At 68.8% G+C, this 20882-nt stretch carries 20 protein-coding genes; 11 read left to right on the top strand and 9 right to left on the bottom strand.

The features are described from left to right. Nucleotides 1-323: 323 nt before the first annotated feature. The 5 genes from ACFTWF_RS18350 to ACFTWF_RS18330 all read right to left on the bottom strand — a co-directional run bounded on the left by ACFTWF_RS18350 (nt 324) and on the right by ACFTWF_RS18330 (nt 7034). On the bottom strand, nt 324-1706 hold the full coding sequence (locus ACFTWF_RS18350) for a dicarboxylate/amino acid:cation symporter (RefSeq protein ID WP_378462613.1): 1383 nt from the start codon (nt 1704-1706) through the stop codon (nt 324-326). Nucleotides 1707-1894: 188 nt separating this feature from the next. Further along, nucleotides 1895-2881, bottom strand: coding sequence for an isopenicillin N synthase family dioxygenase (locus ACFTWF_RS18345; RefSeq protein ID WP_378462612.1), 987 nt, complete (start codon nt 2879-2881; stop codon nt 1895-1897). A gap of 134 nt (nt 2882-3015) precedes the next feature. Then, entirely contained in the window at nt 3016-4512 is a 1497-nt protein-coding gene (locus ACFTWF_RS18340; RefSeq protein WP_378462611.1) for an aldehyde dehydrogenase, read from the bottom strand. Between the two features lie 27 nt (nt 4513-4539). Further along, on the bottom strand, nt 4540-4905 hold the full coding sequence (locus ACFTWF_RS18335) for a cupin domain-containing protein (protein WP_378462610.1): 366 nt from the start codon (nt 4903-4905) through the stop codon (nt 4540-4542). A gap of 11 nt (nt 4906-4916) precedes the next feature. Then, nucleotides 4917-7034 carry an FAD-dependent oxidoreductase gene (locus ACFTWF_RS18330; protein WP_378462609.1) on the bottom strand — a complete coding sequence of 706 codons (2118 nt, stop codon included), beginning with the start codon at nt 7032-7034 and terminating at the stop codon, nt 4917-4919. Nucleotides 7035-7313: 279 nt separating this feature from the next. Between ACFTWF_RS18330 and ACFTWF_RS18325 the strand changes: the two genes are divergently transcribed. Both ACFTWF_RS18325 and ACFTWF_RS18320 read left to right on the top strand, forming a co-directional pair. Continuing rightward, nucleotides 7314-8843 carry an APC family permease gene (locus ACFTWF_RS18325; protein WP_378462608.1) on the top strand — a complete coding sequence of 510 codons (1530 nt, stop codon included), beginning with the start codon at nt 7314-7316 and terminating at the stop codon, nt 8841-8843. A gap of 86 nt (nt 8844-8929) precedes the next feature. Then, nucleotides 8930-9856, top strand: coding sequence for a LysR family transcriptional regulator (locus ACFTWF_RS18320; RefSeq protein ID WP_378462607.1), 927 nt, complete (start codon nt 8930-8932; stop codon nt 9854-9856). Here ACFTWF_RS18320 and ACFTWF_RS18315 read toward each other — a convergent pair. Beyond that, nucleotides 9853-11061 (bottom strand): enhanced intracellular survival protein Eis, encoded by a 1209-nt coding sequence (locus ACFTWF_RS18315; RefSeq protein ID WP_378462606.1) that lies wholly within the window; start codon nt 11059-11061, stop codon nt 9853-9855. The genes ACFTWF_RS18320 and ACFTWF_RS18315 overlap by 4 nt on opposite strands. Nucleotides 11062-11179: 118 nt before the next feature. Here ACFTWF_RS18315 and ACFTWF_RS18310 point away from each other — a divergent pair, with 118 nt between their 5' ends. Further along, the gene (locus ACFTWF_RS18310; protein WP_378462605.1) at nt 11180-11857 is read left to right on the top strand and encodes a hypothetical protein; all 678 of its coding nucleotides are present in this window, start codon (nt 11180-11182) and stop codon (nt 11855-11857) included. On the opposite strand, the gene ACFTWF_RS18305 is transcribed toward ACFTWF_RS18310, so the two are convergent. Next, on the bottom strand, nt 11815-12723 hold the full coding sequence (locus ACFTWF_RS18305) for a dienelactone hydrolase family protein (protein WP_378462642.1): 909 nt from the start codon (nt 12721-12723) through the stop codon (nt 11815-11817). The two genes, ACFTWF_RS18310 and ACFTWF_RS18305, sit on opposite strands and share 43 nt — an antisense overlap. A gap of 192 nt (nt 12724-12915) precedes the next feature. Here ACFTWF_RS18305 and ACFTWF_RS18300 point away from each other — a divergent pair, with 192 nt between their 5' ends. From ACFTWF_RS18300 to ACFTWF_RS18275, 6 genes are read left to right on the top strand one after another with little or no spacing between them, the layout of a single operon-like run. Next, nucleotides 12916-13536, top strand: coding sequence for a flavin reductase family protein (locus ACFTWF_RS18300; RefSeq protein WP_378462604.1), 621 nt, complete (start codon nt 12916-12918; stop codon nt 13534-13536). After that, on the top strand, nt 13533-14993 hold the full coding sequence (locus ACFTWF_RS18295; protein ID WP_378462603.1) for a 4-hydroxyphenylacetate 3-hydroxylase family protein: 1461 nt from the start codon (nt 13533-13535) through the stop codon (nt 14991-14993). The genes ACFTWF_RS18300 and ACFTWF_RS18295 overlap by 4 nt, the downstream gene beginning before the upstream one ends. Beyond that, complete coding sequence (locus ACFTWF_RS18290) at nt 14990-15403, top strand: RidA family protein (RefSeq protein WP_378462602.1); 414 nt, start codon at nt 14990-14992, stop codon at nt 15401-15403. The genes ACFTWF_RS18295 and ACFTWF_RS18290 overlap by 4 nt, the downstream gene beginning before the upstream one ends. Then, nucleotides 15400-16071, top strand: coding sequence for a DUF1028 domain-containing protein (locus ACFTWF_RS18285; RefSeq protein ID WP_378462601.1), 672 nt, complete (start codon nt 15400-15402; stop codon nt 16069-16071). The genes ACFTWF_RS18290 and ACFTWF_RS18285 overlap by 4 nt, the downstream gene beginning before the upstream one ends. Then, nucleotides 16068-17222: a M20 family metallopeptidase gene (locus tag ACFTWF_RS18280; RefSeq protein WP_378462600.1), complete on the top strand. Its 1155-nt coding sequence runs from the start codon at nt 16068-16070 to the stop codon at nt 17220-17222. The genes ACFTWF_RS18285 and ACFTWF_RS18280 overlap by 4 nt, the downstream gene beginning before the upstream one ends. 19 nt (nt 17223-17241) lie before the next feature. After that, a complete protein-coding gene (locus ACFTWF_RS18275; RefSeq protein WP_378462599.1) occupies nt 17242-18645 on the top strand; it encodes an aspartate ammonia-lyase in 1404 nt (467 codons plus the stop codon). Between the two features lie 21 nt (nt 18646-18666). Here ACFTWF_RS18275 and ACFTWF_RS18270 read toward each other — a convergent pair whose 3' ends face one another. Next, entirely contained in the window at nt 18667-19074 is a 408-nt protein-coding gene (locus tag ACFTWF_RS18270) for a VOC family protein (protein ID WP_378462598.1), read from the bottom strand. A gap of 168 nt (nt 19075-19242) precedes the next feature. Beyond that, nucleotides 19243-19407, bottom strand: coding sequence for a hypothetical protein (locus ACFTWF_RS18265; protein ID WP_378462597.1), 165 nt, complete (start codon nt 19405-19407; stop codon nt 19243-19245). Between the two features lie 134 nt (nt 19408-19541). On the opposite strand from ACFTWF_RS18265, the gene ACFTWF_RS18260 reads away from it, so the two are divergent. Together ACFTWF_RS18260 and ACFTWF_RS18255 are read left to right on the top strand one after the other, a co-directional pair. Beyond that, on the top strand, nt 19542-20285 hold the full coding sequence (locus ACFTWF_RS18260; RefSeq protein WP_378462596.1) for a DUF429 domain-containing protein: 744 nt from the start codon (nt 19542-19544) through the stop codon (nt 20283-20285). Nucleotides 20286-20390: 105 nt separating this feature from the next. Beyond that, nucleotides 20391-20846 (top strand): tellurite resistance TerB family protein, encoded by a 456-nt coding sequence (locus tag ACFTWF_RS18255; protein WP_378462595.1) that lies wholly within the window; start codon nt 20391-20393, stop codon nt 20844-20846. Nucleotides 20847-20882: the final 36 nt, after the last annotated feature.

Genomic DNA, 20882 nt, shown 5'->3' with positions numbered 1-20882 from the left:
ACCGGCCCCGTACCGATGCGCCGGTGAGGCAGACGTCGTTGTCTGAAATGCGGACTTTGGCATGTCCACGCGAAACCGCAGATTAGCGGAGGCTAAGTCCTTACTGCAAGCTCCTCGATCCACGGCCGACGAGCGATACCAAATCCGCGCCGGGCGTGCAGGCGGAACGCGCAGTCGCGAACATCACACCAGGCCAGGTCGTAAATCGTGCATGCCCCGGTCGCCCGCCGAACGACCGTTCGGACTTACCGGTCCGTAGCTGCGCAGCGATCGGCCGTCATGACGACAGCCTCCCACGTGCGGAAGGCTGCCGTCGGTGTTCGCTACGCCGCGGCGACGGTCTCGTCGTCGTCGACGAAGGGGTCGCCGGTCCGCTCGGCGTTGTAGCGGGTCTCGTCGAGTATGCCCTCGCGCTTCGCGACGAGGGTCGGGACGAGCGCCTGACCGGTGACGTTCACCGCGGTGCGGCCCATGTCGACGATCGGTTCGACCGCGAGCAGCAGGCCCACGCCGGCGAGGGGGAGGCCCAGCGTCGACAGTGTGAGCGTCAGCATGACCGTCGCGCCGGTGGTGCCCGCGGTGGCGGCGGACCCGATGACCGAGACGACGACGACCAGTAGGTAGTCGGTGAACGACAAAGGCACACCATAGAATTCGGCGACGAAGATCGCGGCGATCGCCGGGTAGACGGCGGCGCAGCCGTCCATCTTGGTGGTCGACCCGAGCGGCACCGCGAACGACGCGTACTCGCGGGGGACACCCAGATTGCGTTCGGTGACCCGCTCGGTGAGGGGCAGGGTGCCGATCGACGACCGGGACACGAATCCGAGCTGCGTCGCCGGCCAGACGCCGGAGTAGAACGCGCGCACCGACAGGCCGTGCGCGCGGATCAACACGGGGTAGACGACGAGGAACACGATGGCCAGACCGATGTACACGGCGGCGGTGAACCAGCCGAGCGAACCGATGGCGTCCCAGCCGTACGTGGCGACGGCGTTCGCGATCAGCGCGGCGGTGCCGATCGGTGCGAGGCGGATGATCCACCACAGCACCTTCTGCACGATGGCCAGCAGCGACGCGTTGAACTGCAGGAACGGCTCGGCCTTGGCCCCGACCTTCAGCGCGGCGATGCCGATCGCGGCCGCGACGACGAGCAACTGCAGCACGTTGAAACTCAGCGACGTGCTGGCGGCGCCCTCGGTGAGGGTGGTCTTCGCGTTCAGGCCGAGGAAGTTGCTGGGCACCAGTCCGGTGACGAACGCCCACCACGAACCGGTGGTGGTCGGTTCCTTGCCCGCGCCGGTGACGGTCGTGTGCGAGCCCGGTTGTGTGACGAGTCCGATGACGATCCCGATGACGACGGCGATGAATGCGGTGATCGCGAACCACAGCAGTGTCTGGACGGCGAGGCGCGCGGCATTGGCCACCTCACGCAGGTTGGCGATCGAGCTGACGATCGCTGTGAACACCAGCGGGATCACCGCGACGGTCAGCAGTTTCACGTAACTCGAGCCGATGGTGTGGACGGTTCCGACGAGCCAGTTCTCGTTGCCGTCGGCGGCGACGGGCATCGCGCGGGCGACGAGTCCGAGGACGACGCCGACGACGAGTCCGGTGACGATCTGGGGGCCGAACGCTGTGGCCCACTGGGGAAGTCGGCGCCGGGAGGTGGTCTCGGCGCGCGTGGGCAGCGCGGTATCGGGCATGGGTGTGCCTTTCGCATGGGGCCGTGGACGTCGCCCGGTGGGGCGGATACGGCGAGAGAGTCCTGAGTGAAGAGGTGCGTCAGCGCGAGCGCGGACAGATGGCGCTCGCCTGGAGGCGGAGGTCGACGTAGCGTCGAGAGGTCAGGAACAACACTGCGAGAACAATACTCCCGGTGGCGGCAGTCTGATTACTGCGGTGCCGCCTCGTCCGGATACCAGCGCCGGTAGACGTCGGGGTGGGCGCGGGTGCGGCTCTTCCATGCGTTCTCGCCGTACGTGCGGTACAGCGGATTCGCCGGATCGAGTTCGATGCCGCGGGCGCGGGCGGCCAGGTGCGGCGGCAACTCGATGGTCGGAACGGTGGCGTCGAGTGCGGGATTGAGGAAGTACGGCACCGACAGCCGCTCGGGCGCCCCCGCGGGGGTGAGCACCCGGTGCCGGGTGGCTCGCAGGTATCCGCCGGTGGCGACCTCGAGCAGTTCACCGATGTTCACGACGAACGAGCCTGCCCTGGCGGGCGCGTCGATCCAGTCGCCGTCCTCGGTCTCCACCTGCAGTCCCGACGATCCCGGTTCGAGGAGCAGCATCGTCAGCACGCCCGAGTCCTTGTGGGCGCCCACGCCCTGTTCCCCGGTGTGGTCGGCGCTCGGCCGTTCCGGATAGCGGACGACCTTGATGAGCGTGGCGGGGGCGTGCGCGAAGGCGTCGTCGAACGTGGCCGGGTCGGCGTCGAGCGATGCGGCCCAGTTCCGGAGCAGCCGCATCCCGACGTCGGCGAGGGCGGCGTCGAGGGCCTCGATCGTCTTCTCGAGGTCGGGCAGGTCGGCGGGCCACTGGTTGGGACCTTGCAGCCGCAGATAGTCGGCGGCGCCGGGGATCGGCTGCCGTTCGGGACCGATGTCGATCTGTTCGCGCCAGTCCGTCTCGCCGTTGGTGAGTTCACCGCCCACGCGGTTGTAGCCGCGGAAATGCGGGCTGTTGAGCATCGCGATCGACTGCTTGGAGTCCTCGGACAGGGCGAAGAACTCCCGTGCGACCGTGAACACGCGGTCGAGCAGCTCCCGCTCGACGCCGTGCCCGTCGAGGTAGAAGAAGCCCACGTGATGGGTGATCTCCCGCAGCCGTTCCCGCCCGGCCGGTGTGTCCAGTTCGGCGAGATCGATGACGGGGAGCATTCCTCCACGGTATCCCCGGGTGGACGCGGTGTCAGGTGTCCCGGCGGCGCTCGAGTGGGGTGCCACGATTCGGGGGCGAATGTACCCCTCGGCGCCTCGGGAGCGCCGAACGGTACATTCGCCCGCCGGGCTCGCTACGGCCGCAGCCGGATCCACGTGGTCTTGAGCCCGGTGTACTTGTCCATCGCGTGCAGCGACAGGTCGCGGCCGAACCCGGACTGTTTGAACCCGCCGAACGGGGTCTGCGCGCTGATGGCGTCGACGGTGTTGACGGACACCGTCCCGGCCCGCAACGCGGAGGAGACGCGGTGCGCCCGGTTCAGGTTCTCGGTCCACACCGAGGCGGCCAGACCGTAGATGCTGTCGTTGCCCATGCGGATCGCCTCCGTCTCGTCGGTGAACGTCTGGACGGTGAGGACCGGCCCGAACACCTCCTGCGTCACCACCTCGGCGGTCGGTGCGACGTCCGTGAAGATCGTCGGTTCGACGAAGCACCCCCGGCCGTCGACGGTGGTCCGGTTGCCGCCCAGCAACACCCGGCCCTCCGAACGGGCCCGGTCGATGAACCCGGCGACGCTGCGAGCGTGGTTCTCGTCGACGATCGCGCCCAGCGTCGACGCGGGATCGAGCGGATTGCCGGGGCGGATCGACGACGCCCGGCGGACGAGGGCCTCGGTCGCCTGTTCGGCGACCGACGCGTCCACCAGCAACCGGGAATTCGCCGAGCACACCGCGCCCTGGTTGTAGAACGCGCCGAACACCGCCTTCTCCACCGCCTCGTCGAGGTCGGCGTCCGCGAACATGAGGTTGGGGCTCTTGCCTCCGCATTCGAGCCAGACCTGCTTCAGATTCGAGTCCGCCGCATACCGGAGGAACCGCTTCCCGGTCGCGGTCGAGCCGGTGAACGCGACGACGTCGACGTCGGGATGCAGGCCCAGCGCCGCCCCGGCGGTGGCTCCCGGTCCCGGGACCACGGCCAGGACGCCGTCGGGCAGCCCCGCCTCGGCCGCCAGTTCCGCCAGCCGCAGCACCGACAGCGGCGCCTGCTCGGCGGGCTTGAGCACGACACTGTTGCCCGCGGCCAGGGCCGGCGCCAGCTTCCACACCGCGAGGTCGAGCGGGAAGTTCCACGGGACCACCGCCCCGATGACGCCGAGCGGTTCGCGGGAGACCAGCGCGAGACTCCCGGGATCGGTGGGCGCGATCTCCCCACCGACCTTGTCGAGGGCCTCCGCGTAGAACCTGAAAAGCTCGGCGGCCGAAGGGACGTCGACGGTCAGCGCCTCCACCACCAGCTTGCCCATGTCGAGGGAGTCGAGCAGGGCGAGCTCGTGGCGGTGCTCGAGGATCAGCTCGGCGAGCCGGAGCAGGACCCGTTTGCGGTGCGACGCCGGGCTGCGCGACCAGATGCCCGAGTCGAACGCCTCCCGCGCCGACCGGACCGCCACGTCGACGTCCGGGGCGTCCGCGGCGGACACCCGCGCGAGTAGTTCGCCGGTGGCCGGATTGATCGAGTCGAACGTCTCGTCCGATTTGGCGGGACGGAACGCGCCGTCGATGAACAGTTCCCGGCGCGGCGTGATCGTCGCGGCGAGCGCTGTCCAGTCGTCGAGTGTGGTCGGATCAGGCATCGTCATCCTCGTGCTCGAAAGTGGTGGTCAGGGAACGTAGATCGCGAACTGCTTGAGCAGCGGTTCGTCGACGCGGTACTCCCCGCGCCAGCCCCTGGTCAGGGTGAATGCGTCGCCGGGTCCGAAGGTGTGTGAGGTGCCGTCGTCCGTGGTGAGCGTCACCGACCCTTCCAGCACGCGGGTGTATTCGTCGCCGGGATAGGACTCGATGTACTCGCGGTACGGCTGCGCGCGCCACGAGCCGATGGTGAACTTGTCGTCCCCGCTGCTCAGGTGGACCATCTCGTGTTCCTGGGGATCGCCCGCCCGGAGCGTGTCCGGGGTGACGTACGCGCTGGGCGTCATCGCCGCGACGTTCTCGGCGCCGGTGGGGATCGGGTGTACTGCGGTCATGGTGGGTCTCCTCAGTTCTGTGCGTTGACGAGCGGGGGGACGGACAGGGTGCGGACGGGTTCGATGGACAGTCCGGTGACTTCCCGGCGGAACGCGACCGGACCCGTGGCCGGCGGTTCCTCCAGTTCCTCGGCGTACCGGTGCCCGGACCAGACCGCGGCCGCGATGGTGGACGGCGCCCAGGCGTCGCCGATGCCGCGGACGCTGCGCAGGTCGGCGCCGGCCCATTCGGATTCCCGCGACTGCAGTTCGTGGAACAGTGCGTCGTGCGGGAGCCGGGCCGTGACGAGGACGACGCTGTCCGCGTCGACGAACTGCTCGTCTCCGGTGAACGCGCACACGGTGCGCACACCCTGGGCGGTGACCTCGGTGACGGCGCGATTGACCTGAACGTGCACGCCGGCGTTGATGATTCGCTTGCGGATGCGGACCACTTCCATGGTGTTCGTCGTCCACTGCGACACGTGCGCGGCCGGTGTGATCAGGGTGACGTCGAATCCCTCCTTGGCCAGGAGTTCGGCGACCACGGCGCCGAGGTAGTAGTGGTCGTCGTCGAAGAGCACGACCTTGTTGCCCGCGGGTCGTAGCCCCGCCATCACGTCGTCGGGGGTCAGGACGTCGGCGTGCTCGTCGACGGGGACGGCGTGGGTGTGCCACCGGCCGACGCCGTCACGGCGCCAACTGGAACCGGTGGCGACGACGACGTGGTGGAAGTCGTTGTCGATGACGTCGTCGGCGGTCATCTCGCTCTCCATGAACACGTCGACGTTGGACAGCTTGCGGAGTTGCTGCTCGCGGTAGTCGACCACCCGGATCCAGGCGGACAACCCGGGCAGCTTCGACTCGCGGGACACCCGGCCGCCGAGTTGCCGGCTCGCCTCGGCGAGGCTCACGCTGTAGCCGCGCTGCCCGAGGGCGCGGGCCGCCTCGAGTCCGGCGGGACCCGCACCGACGACGAGCACGTTCGACTCGCTCGACCGGACCTTGATCCGCTCCGGGTGCCACCCGCGACGGAACTCTTCACCCATCGTCGGGTTCTGGGTGCAGCGGATCGGCGACATCGTGAAGTCACCGGACACGCAGATGTTGCAGCCGATGCATTCCCGGATGTCCTCGAGGTTCCCCTCCTCGATCTTGCGGGGGAGGTATGGGTCGGCGATCGACGGCCGGGCCGCCCCGATGAAGTCGAGGATCCCGCTCTTGACCTGGTGCAGCATCGTGTCGGGCGAGGTGAAGCGGCCGACGCCGACGACGGGTTTGGTGGTGAGCTGCTTCAGCCCCCGGACGTACGGTTCCTGCTCCGCCTCGGGACCGAACCGCGAGGTGACGGAGTCGTCCTCCCAGCTGCCGAGCACGAAGTCCCAGAGGTCGGGGGTTTCGCCGAGCAGGCCGATGACGTCCTCGATCTCGCTGCGGGTGATCCCCTCGTCGCCGAGGAGTTCGTCGACGGAGATGCGGCACGCGACGGCGGCTTTCCCGTCGGCGACCTCGCGGGAATCCTCGAGGATCTCGCGGAGCAGACGCACCCGATTGGTGAGGCTGCCGCCGTACTCGTCCGTCCGGTTGTTGTAGCGGCGGGACAGGAAGTGGTGCAGGCCGCCGATCGCGTGCCCGGCGTACACGTAGACGATGTCGTATTCGGCCTTCAGCGACCGGCGCACCGCTTCCTTGTGCCAGTGCCGGAGGTCGGCGATGTCCGACTTGGTCATCGCGCGGGCCTGGACGGGGTCGTAGTTCCAGGAGACGACGGGCAGATTCTGCGGGCCGAGCGGGGTCTCGCGGCTGATCAGGTTGGGGCTGTTCAGGCCGTTGTGGGCGAGTTCGATGCCGGCGAGGGAGCCGCCCTCGTGAATCTTCTCGGAGATCCGGGTCAGGGCGGGCAGGTCCTGGTCGTCCCATAGTCGCAGCTCGATGAACGGGCCGATGTCGGAGGTCGGGTGGATCTCCACCTGCTCGGTGCAGACGACCGCCCAGCCGCCTTCGGCCTTGACGCGCCGCATGTAGGCCTCGCCGGACGGGTCGCGGTAGCCCATGCCGTTGCAGTGGGGGACTTGGAAGAATCTGTTGCGGGCGGTGACCGGTCCGATCTTGACCGGCTCGAAAAGGATGTCGTATCGCGGATCACGCACGGTGGGTTCCTCACGCTGTTCGGTTCGTGCAGTGCCAGAATCGTCGGTCCGCGCGACCGCAACAGTCAACAGGATCTTTCCGTCCCACTGCATCGATAATTCAGATGCCAACTCGGTGTCGGGATCATCTGCAGAATCGATGCACTACCCCGGATCTTTGTGCTGTACAGATTTGCCCGGGGCGGACGAGAGTAGTGACCGGCATCACTTGCTGCACACCGCCGGCGCAAGCACCTTCCTCCGACTCCAGCAAACAGACTCCAGCAACGAGGTACAGCGATGAGTGACAACACCCCCACCGCCCTGGCGGACGAACAGACCCAACACCTCAGGAAGTCGCTCGGCCGGTTCGACATCGTCTTCCTCATCGTCGCGGCGGTGGTGTCGGTCGAGGTCCTCGGTCAGGTGTCCACGTTCGGCGCGGAGACGTTCACCTGGGCGCTCGTGCTCGCCGTGTTCTTCCTCCTGCCGTACGGCCTGATCTTCGCCGAGATCGGCAGCACGTTCACCGGCGAGGGCGGCGTCTACGTGTGGGTGCGGCGGGCGTTCGGCCGTCCCCTCGCCGCGCTCGCGTCGCTGCTGACGTGGGTGACCCAGCCGGTCTGGGTCGGCGGATCGATGGCGTTCATCGCCGCCGAGACGTGGAACCACTACGTCAGCGCCTTCGAGGAAGGCTCGGTGACGGACTACCTGTTCAAACTCGTCTTCATCTGGCTGACGGTGCTCGCCGCCGTGGTGAGTCTCGCACGGGGCAAATGGATTCCGACGATCGGCGCGTTCCTGAAAATCGTCTTCCTGCTGTTCTTCCTCGTCACCACCGGGATCTACGCCGCGAAGAACGGGTTCGCCGGCATCTCCGCGGGAGACTTCAGCCCCACCCTCACCGGGCTCCTCGGCGTCACACCGCTGCTGCTGTTCTCCTACCTCGGTTTCGAATCCGGCAACAGCGCCGCAGGCGAGATGAAGAACCCCGCCCGTGACGTCCCGATCTCGATCGCCCGCGCGTGCGCCATCGCCGCCGCGTCCTACCTCCTGCCGATCTTCGCGATCCTGCTCGTCGTGCCCGCCGACGACATCACCGGTGTCGGCGGACTGCTCGAGGCCGTCGCGACCGTGTACAGCGTGTACGGTCCCGCCGCACCCGCCATGCTGACCGTGACCGGCCTGATCTTCGCGGTCATCCTCATGACCCAGGGCGCGGCGTGGATGATCATCAGCGACCGCATGCAGGCCATGGCCGCCGCCGACGGCGCCTTCTTCGGCGGGTTCTTCGGCCGCTTCCATCCCCGCCTCGGCACTCCGGTGCGCGTCAACTTCCTGTCCGGCGTCGTCGCCACCGTGTTCATGATCGCCGCCATGCAGATCACCGGCTCCGGCGGTTCCGTCTTCGCGGTCGTGCTGACCATCTCGATCTCGACGTTCCTGCTCAGCTACCTGATCGTCATCCCGTCCGCGATCCGGCTGCGCACGCGGTTCCCGGATGTCGCGCGACCGTTCCGGGTTCCCACCGGCAACGCGGGCTTCCGGCTTCTCGGCGGTCTCTGCTTCGCCTGGGTGCTGCTCGGTTCGTGGGTGGCGGTCTTCCCCGGAACCCTGGAGGCGGTGTTCGGCCTCGACTACGATTTCGACGACATCTGGGGCGTGAGCCAGTCGACGTTCGAGGTGTTCACTCTCGGAACGCTGGCCGTGCTCGCGCTCCTCGGCGCGGTCGGGTACGTGCGCGGCAAGTCCGTGCGGTCCGCGACCGGCCCGCGCTCCGCGCGCGACGACGAACCGGACCCTGACCTCGCGAAGGCCGACGTCCGCTGATGATGACGCGTCCGGCGCGGGTGTCGGAGGTAGCTCCCCGGTCGGAGACCTGCGATCCTGATGGCCTCAGATCCCGAGGAGAGCGCATGCAACGACGACCCGACGTAACGTTGACCCAGCTCAGGTATTTCGTCGAGGCCGCGAACTTCTCCAGCATGACGAAGGCCGCCGACGAACTGATGGTCGCGCAATCGGCGGTGTCCTCGGCGATCTCTCAGCTCGAGCACCAGATCGGCACCCAGCTGTTCATCCGGCAGCGGTCCCGCGGGCTGGTCCTCACCGCGGCGGGGGAGGAGATGCTCCGCGACACCCGGAGCGTGCTGGCTCACCTCGGTGAAGTTCTCGATGCCGCCCGCGGCCACGAGGACACCGTCCGGGGCACCGTCCGGCTGGCCTGCTTCGTCACCCTCACGCCGTTCATCCTGCCGACGCTGATCTCGGATCTGCGCGATCAGCACCCCGACCTCGAGGTCGAGGTGGTCGAGACGCAGGCGGAGGCGGTGCGGGCGGCGCTGCGGAACGGCACCGTCGAACTGGCCCTCACCTACGACCTCGCACTGGGCGACGACATGGAGACCGAGACCCTCGGCGTCGCCCGGCCGCACGTCGTCCTGCCCCCGGACCACCGGCTGGCCGGCCACGACGCGATCGCGCTCGCCGACCTCGAAGGCGAACCGATGGTGCTGCTGGACCTGCCGAGCAGCCGCGACTACTTTCTGGCGATGCTGTCGGGGTCGGGGATCACCCCGATGGTCCGGTACCGGTCGGCGAGCTACGAGACGGTGCGCGGACTCGTCGCCCGCGGCCACGGCTTCTCGATCCTCAACCAACGGCCCGCGGAGGGCCGGACGTACGACGGTGGCCGGGTCGCGACGTTGCCGATCGCCGACGACGTCCCGGGTCTGCCGGTGGTACTCGCCCGGCTGAAGGGGGTGCGGAGCACGGCCCGGGCCCGGGCCGTCGCCGAGCGGGCACGGGCCGTGTTCGCGGCGCAGGCGGGCACGTCGGGTTAGAAGGCCCACCCCATCTGGGCGTCGCGGTCGGAGCCGAACGCGCTGTCGAACCGGTCGAGCGTGTCGGCGTCGGCGGCCCGCAGCCGGTTCGCGGCCGCGAGCGTCCGCGCCCGATGCGCCCCGAGATAGAGACTGCCGAGCACATCCAGATCGAGCACCAGATGGGGTGCGGCGTCGGTTCGGGTGCACACGGCCTTGCCGTCCCGCACGGTGAGCGCAAATCGGCCACCCGCGCTCAGGAACCCGTCGTCGACCTGAACCACCACGTCGAGATCGCGGCGATAGGTGCGGGCCTCCAGTGCGGCGGCGACGTCCATGATCCGCACCCACAACTCGTCGTGGCGGGACGTCGTGCGCACCAACCGGCCGTCGGTCAGCAGGTAGGGCAGCGGGTCCTCCGGGGTGAGATGCGCCTCGACCCGGCGCACCAGATCGAGGCCGAGCAGCGCCCGCCACAGCGCGGCATGCGCGTCGGAGCTGACCGTCCGGATCTCGTCCACGCGGGCCACCGACCCGTTGTCGCCGGAGACACGGCGGTAGAGCACGTAGCCGTCGGGGTGGACCAGTCCGAACTGGGCTGTGCCGCCGCCGCGCTCGCTCTCCCGGTCGGCGAAGATCCGGTTCCACACGATCTCCGGGCGCACCTGCGCGCCGGGAGTCACCGCCTGCCAGCGGTCGTAGACGTCGGTGAACGCGGACCGTGACTCGGCCGGATGGACCATGCGCACCCCGCCCGGGTCGGGGGCGTGCGGGTGCGGGATCGCGAAGCGGCGGTCGATGCTCACCGTCGCCTCGACGGTCGCGGGACCGTACCCGAACCGTCCGTAGATGCCGCCCTCGCTCGCGGTGAGAATCGACAGCGGCACCCCCGACTCCCCGATGCGAGTGTGGTGCGCGGTGTAGAGGGCGCGGAGGATGCCGCGCCGGCGGTGGGTGGGCGCGACCGTCACCGCCGTGACACCCGCCGCCGCGACGCTTGCGCCGCCGGGGACGGTGACGGTCATCGGAATGTCCATGGTGGCGCCGACCACCTCGTCGTCGTCGAGCGCGATGATCGGCGGTGCGCCACTCACGAGTTGCTGCCAGTGCGCGGTGAATTCGGCGGTCTGCGGTGTCACGAAACAGATCTCGTTGAGCACGATGATCTTCGGCCAGTCCTGTTCGGTCGCAGTTCTGATCGTGATTCCGCCGTCGCTCGTCATCATCCGACACTGGCACACCCCGCGCCCACTCGCAGCCGAATTTCCGTGCCCGGCCTTGACCCGGTCGGCGTCTTCGGCGAGTCTGAGATCCTGCCGACCGGGGTGAGGGGGTGACGTCACGGTGTCGAAGGACCACACCTCGTCCGCACCGCGCCGAACGCTCCGGCTCCGCCGCGAATCCTGGGGATTCGTCATCGGCTCCTTCCTGTTCGGCCTGGCGGCCACGCGGGTGTACGGGCACGCGGCCGGCGCCGAGATCGACAACATCAGCTACTTCGTCGGATCGCTGTTCTTCACCGCCGCCGGGTTCATCCAGCTGCGGCTCAGTGGCAGGCCAGTGCCCGGCGACGACTCCGAGACGGTCGAACGCTACGACTGGTGGTCGGCGCTGATCCAGTTCGTCGGCACCCTGCTGTTCAACATCAGTACCGGTGTCGCGCTCATCCACGGCCTCACCGTCGAACAGGACCGGGTGTGGGGGTGGCGGCCCGACATCTTCGGGTCGACCGCCTTTCTCGTCGCCAGCGCGTTGGCGGTGGTGGCCACCACCGAAACCGACAAGCTGTGGGATCCGCACGCCCGCAACTGGCGCAGTACCTGGCTGAACATGATCGGGTCGGTGGCATTCGGGGTGTCCGCCGTCGCCGCGTTCATCGTGCCCGGCACCGACGCGCTGGAGAACGCGGGGATCGCCGATCTGGGCACATTCGTGGGCGCGGTCTGTTTCCTCGTCGCCGCCCTGCTGATGCGCCCGCCTCACCCGACGTATTCGCCGAACCAGGCGAGCACACGTTCGTAGGCCTCCGCCGCCGCGGCCGCGTTGTACCGGGGCCCGGTGTCGTTGAAGAACGCGTGATCTGCGCCCGGGACCGTGACGATCTCGTGCGGCAGCCCCGCCTTGGTGAGCGCCGCGTCGGCGGCGTCGCGGGACGCGTTCACCCTCGCGTCGAGTTCCGCGTAGATGGCGAGGACCGCGGCCTTCGACCCGGAGAAGTCCGCGCCGTCGGGCAGGGGGCCGTAGAAGGGGACGGCGGCCGCCAGTTGCGGCTCACCGGACGCGAGCAGTTGCCACACCATGCCGCCACCGAAACAGAAACCCACTGCCGCGTACTTCTTGTCCGGTACCCGGCGGGCGAGTTCGTCGACGCCCGCCTTCATGTCGGCGACGAAGCGCTCCGGCGGCACGGTGGCCAACGCGGCGGTGGCTTGAGCCTGGTCGGTGAACGTCGCGGTCCCGCCCTCCTCCGACAGCAAGTCGACTGCCAGCGCGGAGTAGCCGGCACCGGCGAAACGACCGGCCACCGAACGAATGTGGTCGGTCAGGCCCTTGTTCTCGTGCACCACCAGGACCGCCCCGCGGGGCTCGGCCGCCTCGGCCCACGCCCCCTGCAGGACCCGCCCGTCGGGACCGGCGAACGTCACGGCCTCGGTGCCGACCGCGTCGGCCACCCCCGGTGGCGGGGGTGTCGCCCCGCCGGGCGTCACCGGAGCCGAGGTGGACGACTGCTCGTCGCCGCCGGTGGAGCAGGCGGCCAGCAGCGAGGACGCCGCCGCCACCCCGAGGCCGATGAGGCCGAGTCTTCGCAGCGCCTCACGGCGGGTCAGCAGCCCGTCCGCATGGTCGATCGCGATCTCTTCGGCGATATAGCGTTGCAGTGGCGTCATCATCGTCCCCGTCCGCATCGGCTGTCGTAGGAATTATCCCTGGTCGAGCAGGGCATCGGCATCGGTTCCCGTTGCATCAGTTCTTCTTATGCAGTGCGCCATTTATCTGTGTTGTACAGATTTCACCGTGCGCCCCAAGATTGGTTCCACGGCACGAACTCCTCGCTCACCGCACACAGAAAGGAGCCCGTCATGCCGATCGCTGACCGACACGCCGCCGTCGAAACGACGGCCCGAACATCGGTGGCTGCACCGATGCCGGACAGCTCGACCGCGAACTTCGTCACGGCTATGGGAACCGTCGCGACCGGGGTCACCGTCGTCGCGACCGACGGTCCCGGTGGCCGCGCGGCGCAGACCGTGAGCGCGATGTGCTCCGTCTCGGCCGACCCCGCCCTGGTGCTGGTCTGCATCCACGGACGGAGTCCCGTCAACGACGCGATCTCCGAGAACGGCGTCTTCTGCGTCAATGTGCTTGCCACCCAGCATGATCACGTCGCCGACACGTTCGCGGGCCGGCCGTGGCCCGGCAAGCAGCGTTGGGATTTCACCTGCGGGCACTGGACCGTCGCCGACTCCGGATCCCCGCGCGTGCACGACGCGATCGCGTCGTTCGACTGCACCGTCCACGACGTCATCGACGCCGGCACCCACCGCGTCTACATCGGACGTGTCGCCGCCGTCGAATCCCACCCCGGTGAACCGCTCGTGTACGCGTCCCACACCTACAGCAAGCCCGCAGCATTCGAACCGTCCACCTTCCCCGACTACCCGGACGCACACCCTGCGCCGAGGACCAGGAGCACGAAATGATCCGCACCGGAGACGAATACAGGGAGTCCATCAGAGACGGCCGTGAGGTCTGGGTCGACGGGGAACGCGTCAAGGACGTCGCCGACCACCCCATGTTCAAGCCGATCGTCGACGTGCGGGCACGCATCTACGACCTCGCCCACGACGAGGCCACGCAGGACGCGATGACCTACGTCGACCCCGAATCCGGCGAACGCAACGCCATCGCCAACAAACTGCCCCGCACCCAGCAGGACTGGCTCGACAAGCGCGCCGCCGTCGACCTGGTGCTCGAGGACACCCGGGGCGTGGTCACCCGCGTCGGCGACGAGACCATCGGCGAGATGTGGTCGCTGTTCGACGGTCAGGACGTCCTCAACGAGGTCGACCCGCGCTTCTCGGAGAACATCCGCCGCCACCTCGATCGCTCGGTCCGCGAGGACCCGTTCCACGTGTCGGCGAACACCGACCCCAAGGGTGACCGGTCCAAGGCGCCGCAGGATCAGGACCCCGACATGCTCCTGCACGTCGTGAAGGAGACCGACAACGGGATCGTCGTCCGCGGCGCGAAATACGAGACCGCCGCCGCGTACTCCAACCAGGCGTTCACCAAGCCCACCATCGCGAACTGGGGCAACAGCGAACTGTCCGACTACGCCGTCGGATTCGTGCTCGACATGGGGGCGCCGGGGCTGAAGTACATCTCCCGCAACGGGTTCGCCGGCCGCGCGCCGTCCGCGGACTACCCGCTCGCGAACCGTGTCGACGAGGTCGAATCCCTCGTCGTATTCGACGACGTCGAGATCCCCTGGGAGGACGTCCTGTTCTACCGGCACACCCGGGCGGCCACGTTCATCCGCTCCACTCTGCACCGCTACAGCGCGTTCCCGTTCGTCCAGCGCACCCTGCACCTCGCCGATCTGATGATCGGATCCGCGCTGTGGAACGTCAAGCAGAGTGGCCTCGAGAAGCAGCAGGCGGTACAGGAGAAGCTCGCTCAGCTCGCCTGCTACCGGGAGACGATCAACGCCCACCTCACCGCGGCGATCTCGCTCGCCGAGCCCAGCCCCGGCGGCCTGCTCATGCCCAACCAGTCCCTGCTCTACACCGGCCGGGTGATGGCGCTCAGCCAGCTGCCCGCGATGATGCACATCGCCCGCGAGCTGTGCGGCGGCCAGATCTGCATCACACCGGACGCCGCCACGTTCGCCGACCCGGACGTCGCGCCGTGGCTGGAGAAGTTCTACTCCATCAACGACGACTGGGTGGCCGACGACCGTCGCAAGCTCCTCGCGTTCGCCCGCGACCTGCTCAACAGTGACTACGCGGGCCACCGGCTGACGTTCCAGCTGTTCGCCCAGTCGCCGCCGTTCGCGCAGCTCGCCGCCGTGTACCGCAACTTCGACTTCGACGGGCCGCTCGGGCTGGTCAAGGCCGCGGCGGGACTGTCGGACAACGTCGTCGGAGGTGCCGCATGACCACCCACACCCGCATCCGCCCGTTCAACACCCGCGAGACGTACCCCGAACAGAACCTGGACAACGACCTCGCGCAGGCCGTCGTCGCCGGCGGGGTCGTGTACCTCCGCGGGCAGATCGGGCAGGACCTCGACACTCGCGAGTCGGTGGGCATCGGCGACGTCGAGGCCCAGGCCGAGAAGGCGATGGCGAACATTGCGATGCTGCTGAAGGAGTCGGGCAGCCGGCTCGAGGACGTCGTCAAGGTCACCATCTACCTGGTGGACGTCCGGTACCGGGAGACGGTCTACCGGGTGGTCGGACGCTGGCTGAAAGGTGTGCACCCGGTGTCCACCGGCCTCGTCGTCGACGCCCTCGCCCGGCCCGAATGGCTCGTCGAGATCGACGCGACGGCAGTGATCAGCTCATGACGTTCTCCCTCGTCGCCCGCGATCCCGGAGGCGCGTTCGGGATGGTCGTCTGCTCCTCCAGCCCCGCGGTGGCGTCGCGCTGCCTGCACGTGCGGCCCGGGGTCGGCGTCGTCGCCTCCCAGAACGTCACCAATCCGAACTTGGGGCCGATCGGACTCGACGCGCTCGCGTCGGGCGAGAATGCGGAGACCGCGCTGAAAACCGTACTCGCGCAGGAGAAGTTCTCGGACTACCGACAGCTCGTCGTCGTCGACGCGGACGGCGGCACGGCGGTGCACTCGGGCGCGCAGACGCTGGGCATCTCCAGCAGCGCGCAGGGCAGCGGCGCCGCCGTCGCCGGCAACATGCTCCGCGACGAGGGCGTCATCCGGTCGCTGCTGTTCGGGTACGTGTCCAGCACCGCCCCGACCTTCGAAGGCAGACTGCTCGACGGTCTCACCGCCGCGATCACCGCGGGCGGCGAGGCGGGGCCCGTGCACTCGGCCGGAATGCAGGTGGTCGACGACGTGCCCTGGCCCGTCACCGACCTGCGCGTCGACTGGCACGACGACCCGGTCGGCGAACTGTGCCGGCTGTGGACGGTGTGGGAACCGCAGAAGCGGGACTACCGGATGCGGGGTGTCGACCCGACGGCCGCCCCGTCCTACGGCGTGCCGGGGGATCTGTGAGTGCCGGTGCCGGCGGGGCGATTCGGGACGGGGCCAGGCGGGCGGAAGACCGGATCCTGGCCCTGTCGCACGACCTCCATGCCCACCCGGAGGTCGCCTGGGAGGAGGAACGCTCGTGCGCCCGCGTCGCCGGCGTCCTGTCGGACGCCGGGTTCACGGTGGAGCAGCAGTACGTCGGGCTGCCCACCGCGTTCCGCGCACAGGTGGGCTCCGGACCGCTGCACCTCGCGGTCTGCGCCGAATACGACGCACTCCCCGGGCTCGGGCACGCGTGCGGGCACAACGTCATCTCCGCCGTCTCGGTGGGAACGGCGCTGGCCCTCGCCCCGCTGGTCGACGACCTCGGCATCACGCTGTCCGTGCTCGGTACCCCCGCCGAGGAAGGCGGGGGCGGCAAGATCGAGATGCTCACCCGCGGGGCGTTCGACGGCGTCCACGCCGCCGTCATGGCCCACCCGGGTCCGGTCGACGTCGCCCGAGCCGAACCATACGCCGTCTCCCACAGCCACATCCGGTACGACGGCAAGGCCGCGCACGCCGCGGCCTACCCCGAACGGGGCATCAACGCGGCCGACGCGTTCACCGTCGCGCAGGTCGCCATCGGGCTTCTCCGGCAACAGCTTCCGTCGAGCACGCGCGTGCACGGGATGACGACCCGCGGGGGAGAAGCGCCGAACGCCATCCCTCAGCGCACCGAAGGTCGCTGGTACGTGCGCGCGGAGACGCTGGAGGAGCTGGCCCGCGTCGAGCCCCGGGTGGCCCGCTGCTTCGAGGCCGGCGCCGTCGCGACCGGCTGCGAACTCACCATCACCCCGGAGAGCGAGCCGTACTCGGAGTTCCGCACCGACGAAGCGCTGCTCGCGTCGTACGTCCGGCACGCGGAGGGGCTCGGCCGGGTGTTCCGCACAGGGGCGGACTCGCTGATGAACCGGGCGTCCACCGACATGGGCAACGTCTCGCAGGTGCTCCCCGCGATCCACCCCTACATCGGCATCGACTCCGCGCCCGCCGTCAACCATCAGGCCGAGTTCGCCGCGGCCAGTGCCGCGCCCGCAGCAGACCGGGCGGCCGTCGACGGTGCCCTGGCCCTCGCCCTGACCCTGCTCGACGCGGCGACCGACCCCGGTCTCCGCACCCACCTGCTCCACTGATCACCCCGAAGGAAGTCCGATGTCCCGCATCGCCCAGCCAGTCCGCACACGCGTCGAACACGACCTGCTGGGGGAGCGGGACGTCCCGCTGCACGCCCACTACGGGATCCACACCCTCCGGGCGCTCGAGAACTTCACCATCACCGGGACGCCGATCGGCCGCTACCCGGAGTTGGTCGCGGCGCTGGCGTGCGTCAAGCAGTCGGCGGCGGTCGCGAATCGGCGACTCGGGTTGCTCGACGCGCGCCGCGCCGACGCCGTCGTCGCCGCCTGCGAGCAGATCCGCGGCGGCGCCCTGCATGACCAGTTCGTCGTCGACGTGATCCAGGGCGGCGCGGGCACGTCGACCAACATGAACGCCAACGAGGTCATCGCCAACCGCGGTCTCGAACTGCTCGGGCACCGGCCCGGCGACTACATGTTCCTGCACCCGCTCGAGCACGTGAACCTGAGTCAGAGCACCAACGACGTGTACCCCACCGCCCTGAAGGTGGCACTGCAGTTCGCGATTCGACGACTCCGCGTGGCCATGGCGGCACTCGCGGAAGCCTTCTCCGCGAAGGCGGCGGAGTTCAGCGATCACCTGAAGATGGGACGCACCCAGTTGCAGGACGCCGTCCCCATGACCCTCGGCCAGGAATTCGGAGCGTTCGCGGTGATGGTCCGAGAAGACGCCGAACGTCTCGAGGAAGCCGCGCTGCTCGTCGCCGAGATCAACCTGGGCGGCACCGCCATCGGCACCGGGCTCAACGCCCACCCCGACTACGCGAGGCTCGCGTGCGAGGAACTGCGCGCCGTCACCGGTCTACCGCTCGCCACCGCGACCGACCTCGTCGAGGCCACCCAGGACGTCGGCTCGTTCGTGCAGCTGTCGGGGGTGCTCAAACGCACCGCGGTGAAGCTGTCGAAGATGTGCAACGACCTGCGGCTGCTGTCGTCGGGACCGCGGGTCGGGCTGGGCGAGATCAATCTGCCTGCGGTGCAGGCCGGGTCGTCCATCATGCCCGGCAAGGTGAATCCGGTGATCCCGGAGGTCGTCAATCAGGTGGCGTTCGAGGTGATCGGCAACGATGTCACCATCACCCTCGCCGCGGAGGGCGGTCAGTTGCAGCTGAACGCGTTCGAACCGATCATCGCGCACAGCCTGTTCGCGTCGCTCAGCCACCTCGCCGCGGCCTGTGAGGCGCTGACCTCGCGCTGCGTCGCCGGGATCACCGCCAACGTCGACCACATGCTGGCCGGAGTGGAACGGTCGATCGGCCTCGTCACCGCGCTCAGCCCCCACCTCGGCTACGAGACCGCGACCCGATTGGCGGCGGAAGCCCTCGACACGGACCGTAACGTCACCGAACTCGTTCTCGAGCACGGCCTCCTCAGTGCCGACCAGCTCGACGCCATCCTCATGCGCCTTCGGCGCCCGTGAGTACTTATTAACGTCGGGCGGTTAATAAGTACTCACGGGCGGAGCAAAGAATTCGAGCGCAATGTTGTCGGGGTCGCGGAACGAGATGCCGGATCCGTAGTGCGCATTCTTGATTCCCCCGTGCTCGATGCCGAGTGCGTCGAGCCGCTCCACCCACCCGGGCAGTGCGTCGGGGGAACACTGGAACGCGATGTGGTCGAGCCCGACCTGCCGTTCGTCGAACCTGGTGGGAGCGCCGCTGTCCGGGTGCGTGTGCAGGCCGAAGAGCATCCCGCCGTCGAGCGCGAACACCGTGTGGTGGAACGTCCCCGATTCCTCGTCCTCGTCGAGCACGGGGGCGGAGTCGAACAGTGTGCTGTACCAGGCGGTGCTGGCCGGAAGGTCGGACACGGTGATCGCGACGTGGGTGAGGCCCGGGAAACTGGACATCTGCGACAACTTTCTCTCCGGCGGACTGGTCTCCGTTTCCGACCCTAGCGAGCCGGCGCGGCCGCGTGGTGGACAATCCGGAAACCCTGCCCGGGCGGGCAGGGCCCCGGCCGACCACACGACGAGCGCCCGAGCCGGTAACCGGCTCAGGCGGTGCGAGGTTCGGGCTCAGAGTCGCGCGGGTTCCCGCGTCGTCGAGGTGACCTTCGCTCCGGAGCTGTGCCGGGCGACGAGGAGGTAGAGGGGTCCGGTCACCACCAGCCCGGCCACCCACGACAGGTCGGCGCCACCGAGGAACGCGGACACCGGGCCGGTGTAGAGGGACGTCGCCATGAACGGAATCTGGACGACGATGCCGAGCAGGTAGTGAAGACCACAGTGGCCGGAGGCGCCGAATCGGTACAGAACAACTAACCGATGCGTTGCATCACTTCTGCTGATTCAGCGGGTCGAACTAGTCTGGGCCGATGCGCACCGTGGGAGTCGACCTGGCAGCCGAGCCGAAGAAGACGGCGCTGGCCGTCGTCGACTGGTCCGGCGGTGTGGCCCGCGTCGAGTCCGTCCGGCTGGGAGCCGGAAACGACGCCGTCACCGCGGCCGTCCTGGCCTGCGACAAGGCCGGAATCGACGCACCATTCGGGTGGCCCGACGCGTTCGTCCGGATGGTGTCCGACCACCACGCCGGCAAGCTTCCCCCGACCAGCGGTCTCGCGAACCGCGACGGACGCCGACCGCTGACCAAGCGGCGCACCGACCTCGTGGTGCAGGCCGCGACGGGGATCTCTCCGCTCAGTGTGTCGGCGGATCTCATCGCGCACGTCGCGCTGCGCTGCGCCGGACTTCTCGCGGAACTCGGCGACCTCGGCGTCGACGTCGGGCGAGTCGACGGCCGGGTGGTGGAGGCGTATCCGGCGGCCGCGCTGCGTATCTGGGGGCTGACGTCGCGCGGATACAAGAGCGCGCAGAACAGGGTGACCCTGGGTGGGTTGGTCGACACGCTGCTGGCGGCCGCGGACTGGCTGGAACTCGGTGCGTTCCAGACGCTCTGCCGAGAATCGGACGATGCCCTCGACGCGGTGCTGGCCGCGGTCATCGCGCGAGCCGCGGCCGTCGGATGCACGGCGCTGCCCGACGGCGACGACCGCGCCGTCGCCGAACGGGAAGGGTGGATCCACGTGCCGACGGGAAGCCTGCAGTCGTTGCGACCCTAGCGGCGGCGACCGCGCTGGTAGACCGACCGCGGCGACGCCCTCGAGGGAAACCTGGCAAATTGGACACCACACGCACCGTGCGTGGGCACACGACGAAGGAGTCCAATGGCTTTCTGGGATCAGCTGAAGGCAAAGGCGTTCGAGATGAACGGCCAGCTCAAGACGAAGACGGCACAGTTCCAGAACAAGGAGTTCGCCAACGCCAGCATGGCCATGTGCGCCCTCATCGCCGCGGCGGACGGGACCATCGACCCGTCCGAGCGGCAGAAGACGTCGGCGCTGATCACCAGCAACGAGGCGCTGAGCGTGTTCCCGTCGGACGAGTTGAGTCAGAAGTTCGACTGGTACTGCAGCAAGCTGCAGTCCGATTTCGAGTTCGGCAAGATCGAGGCCACCGCCACCATCACGAAGCTGAAGTCCAAGCAGGATCAGGCCCGGGCGGTCATCCAGATCGGCATCGTCATCGGTGGCGCCGACGGCAACTTCGACCAGCACGAGCGAAATGTGGTGCGCGACGCCTGTTTCGCCGTCGGTATCGCACCGGCGGAATTCGAACTCTGAGATGAGACGGTGACGCGCCCGGCGGAGGGCGCGTCA

The organism is Rhodococcus sp. NPDC056960 (assembly GCF_042674125.1).
Classification (GTDB): Bacteria; Actinomycetota; Actinomycetes; order Mycobacteriales; family Mycobacteriaceae; genus Rhodococcus_F.
This window is presented reverse-complemented; position numbering and strand designations above follow the sequence as displayed.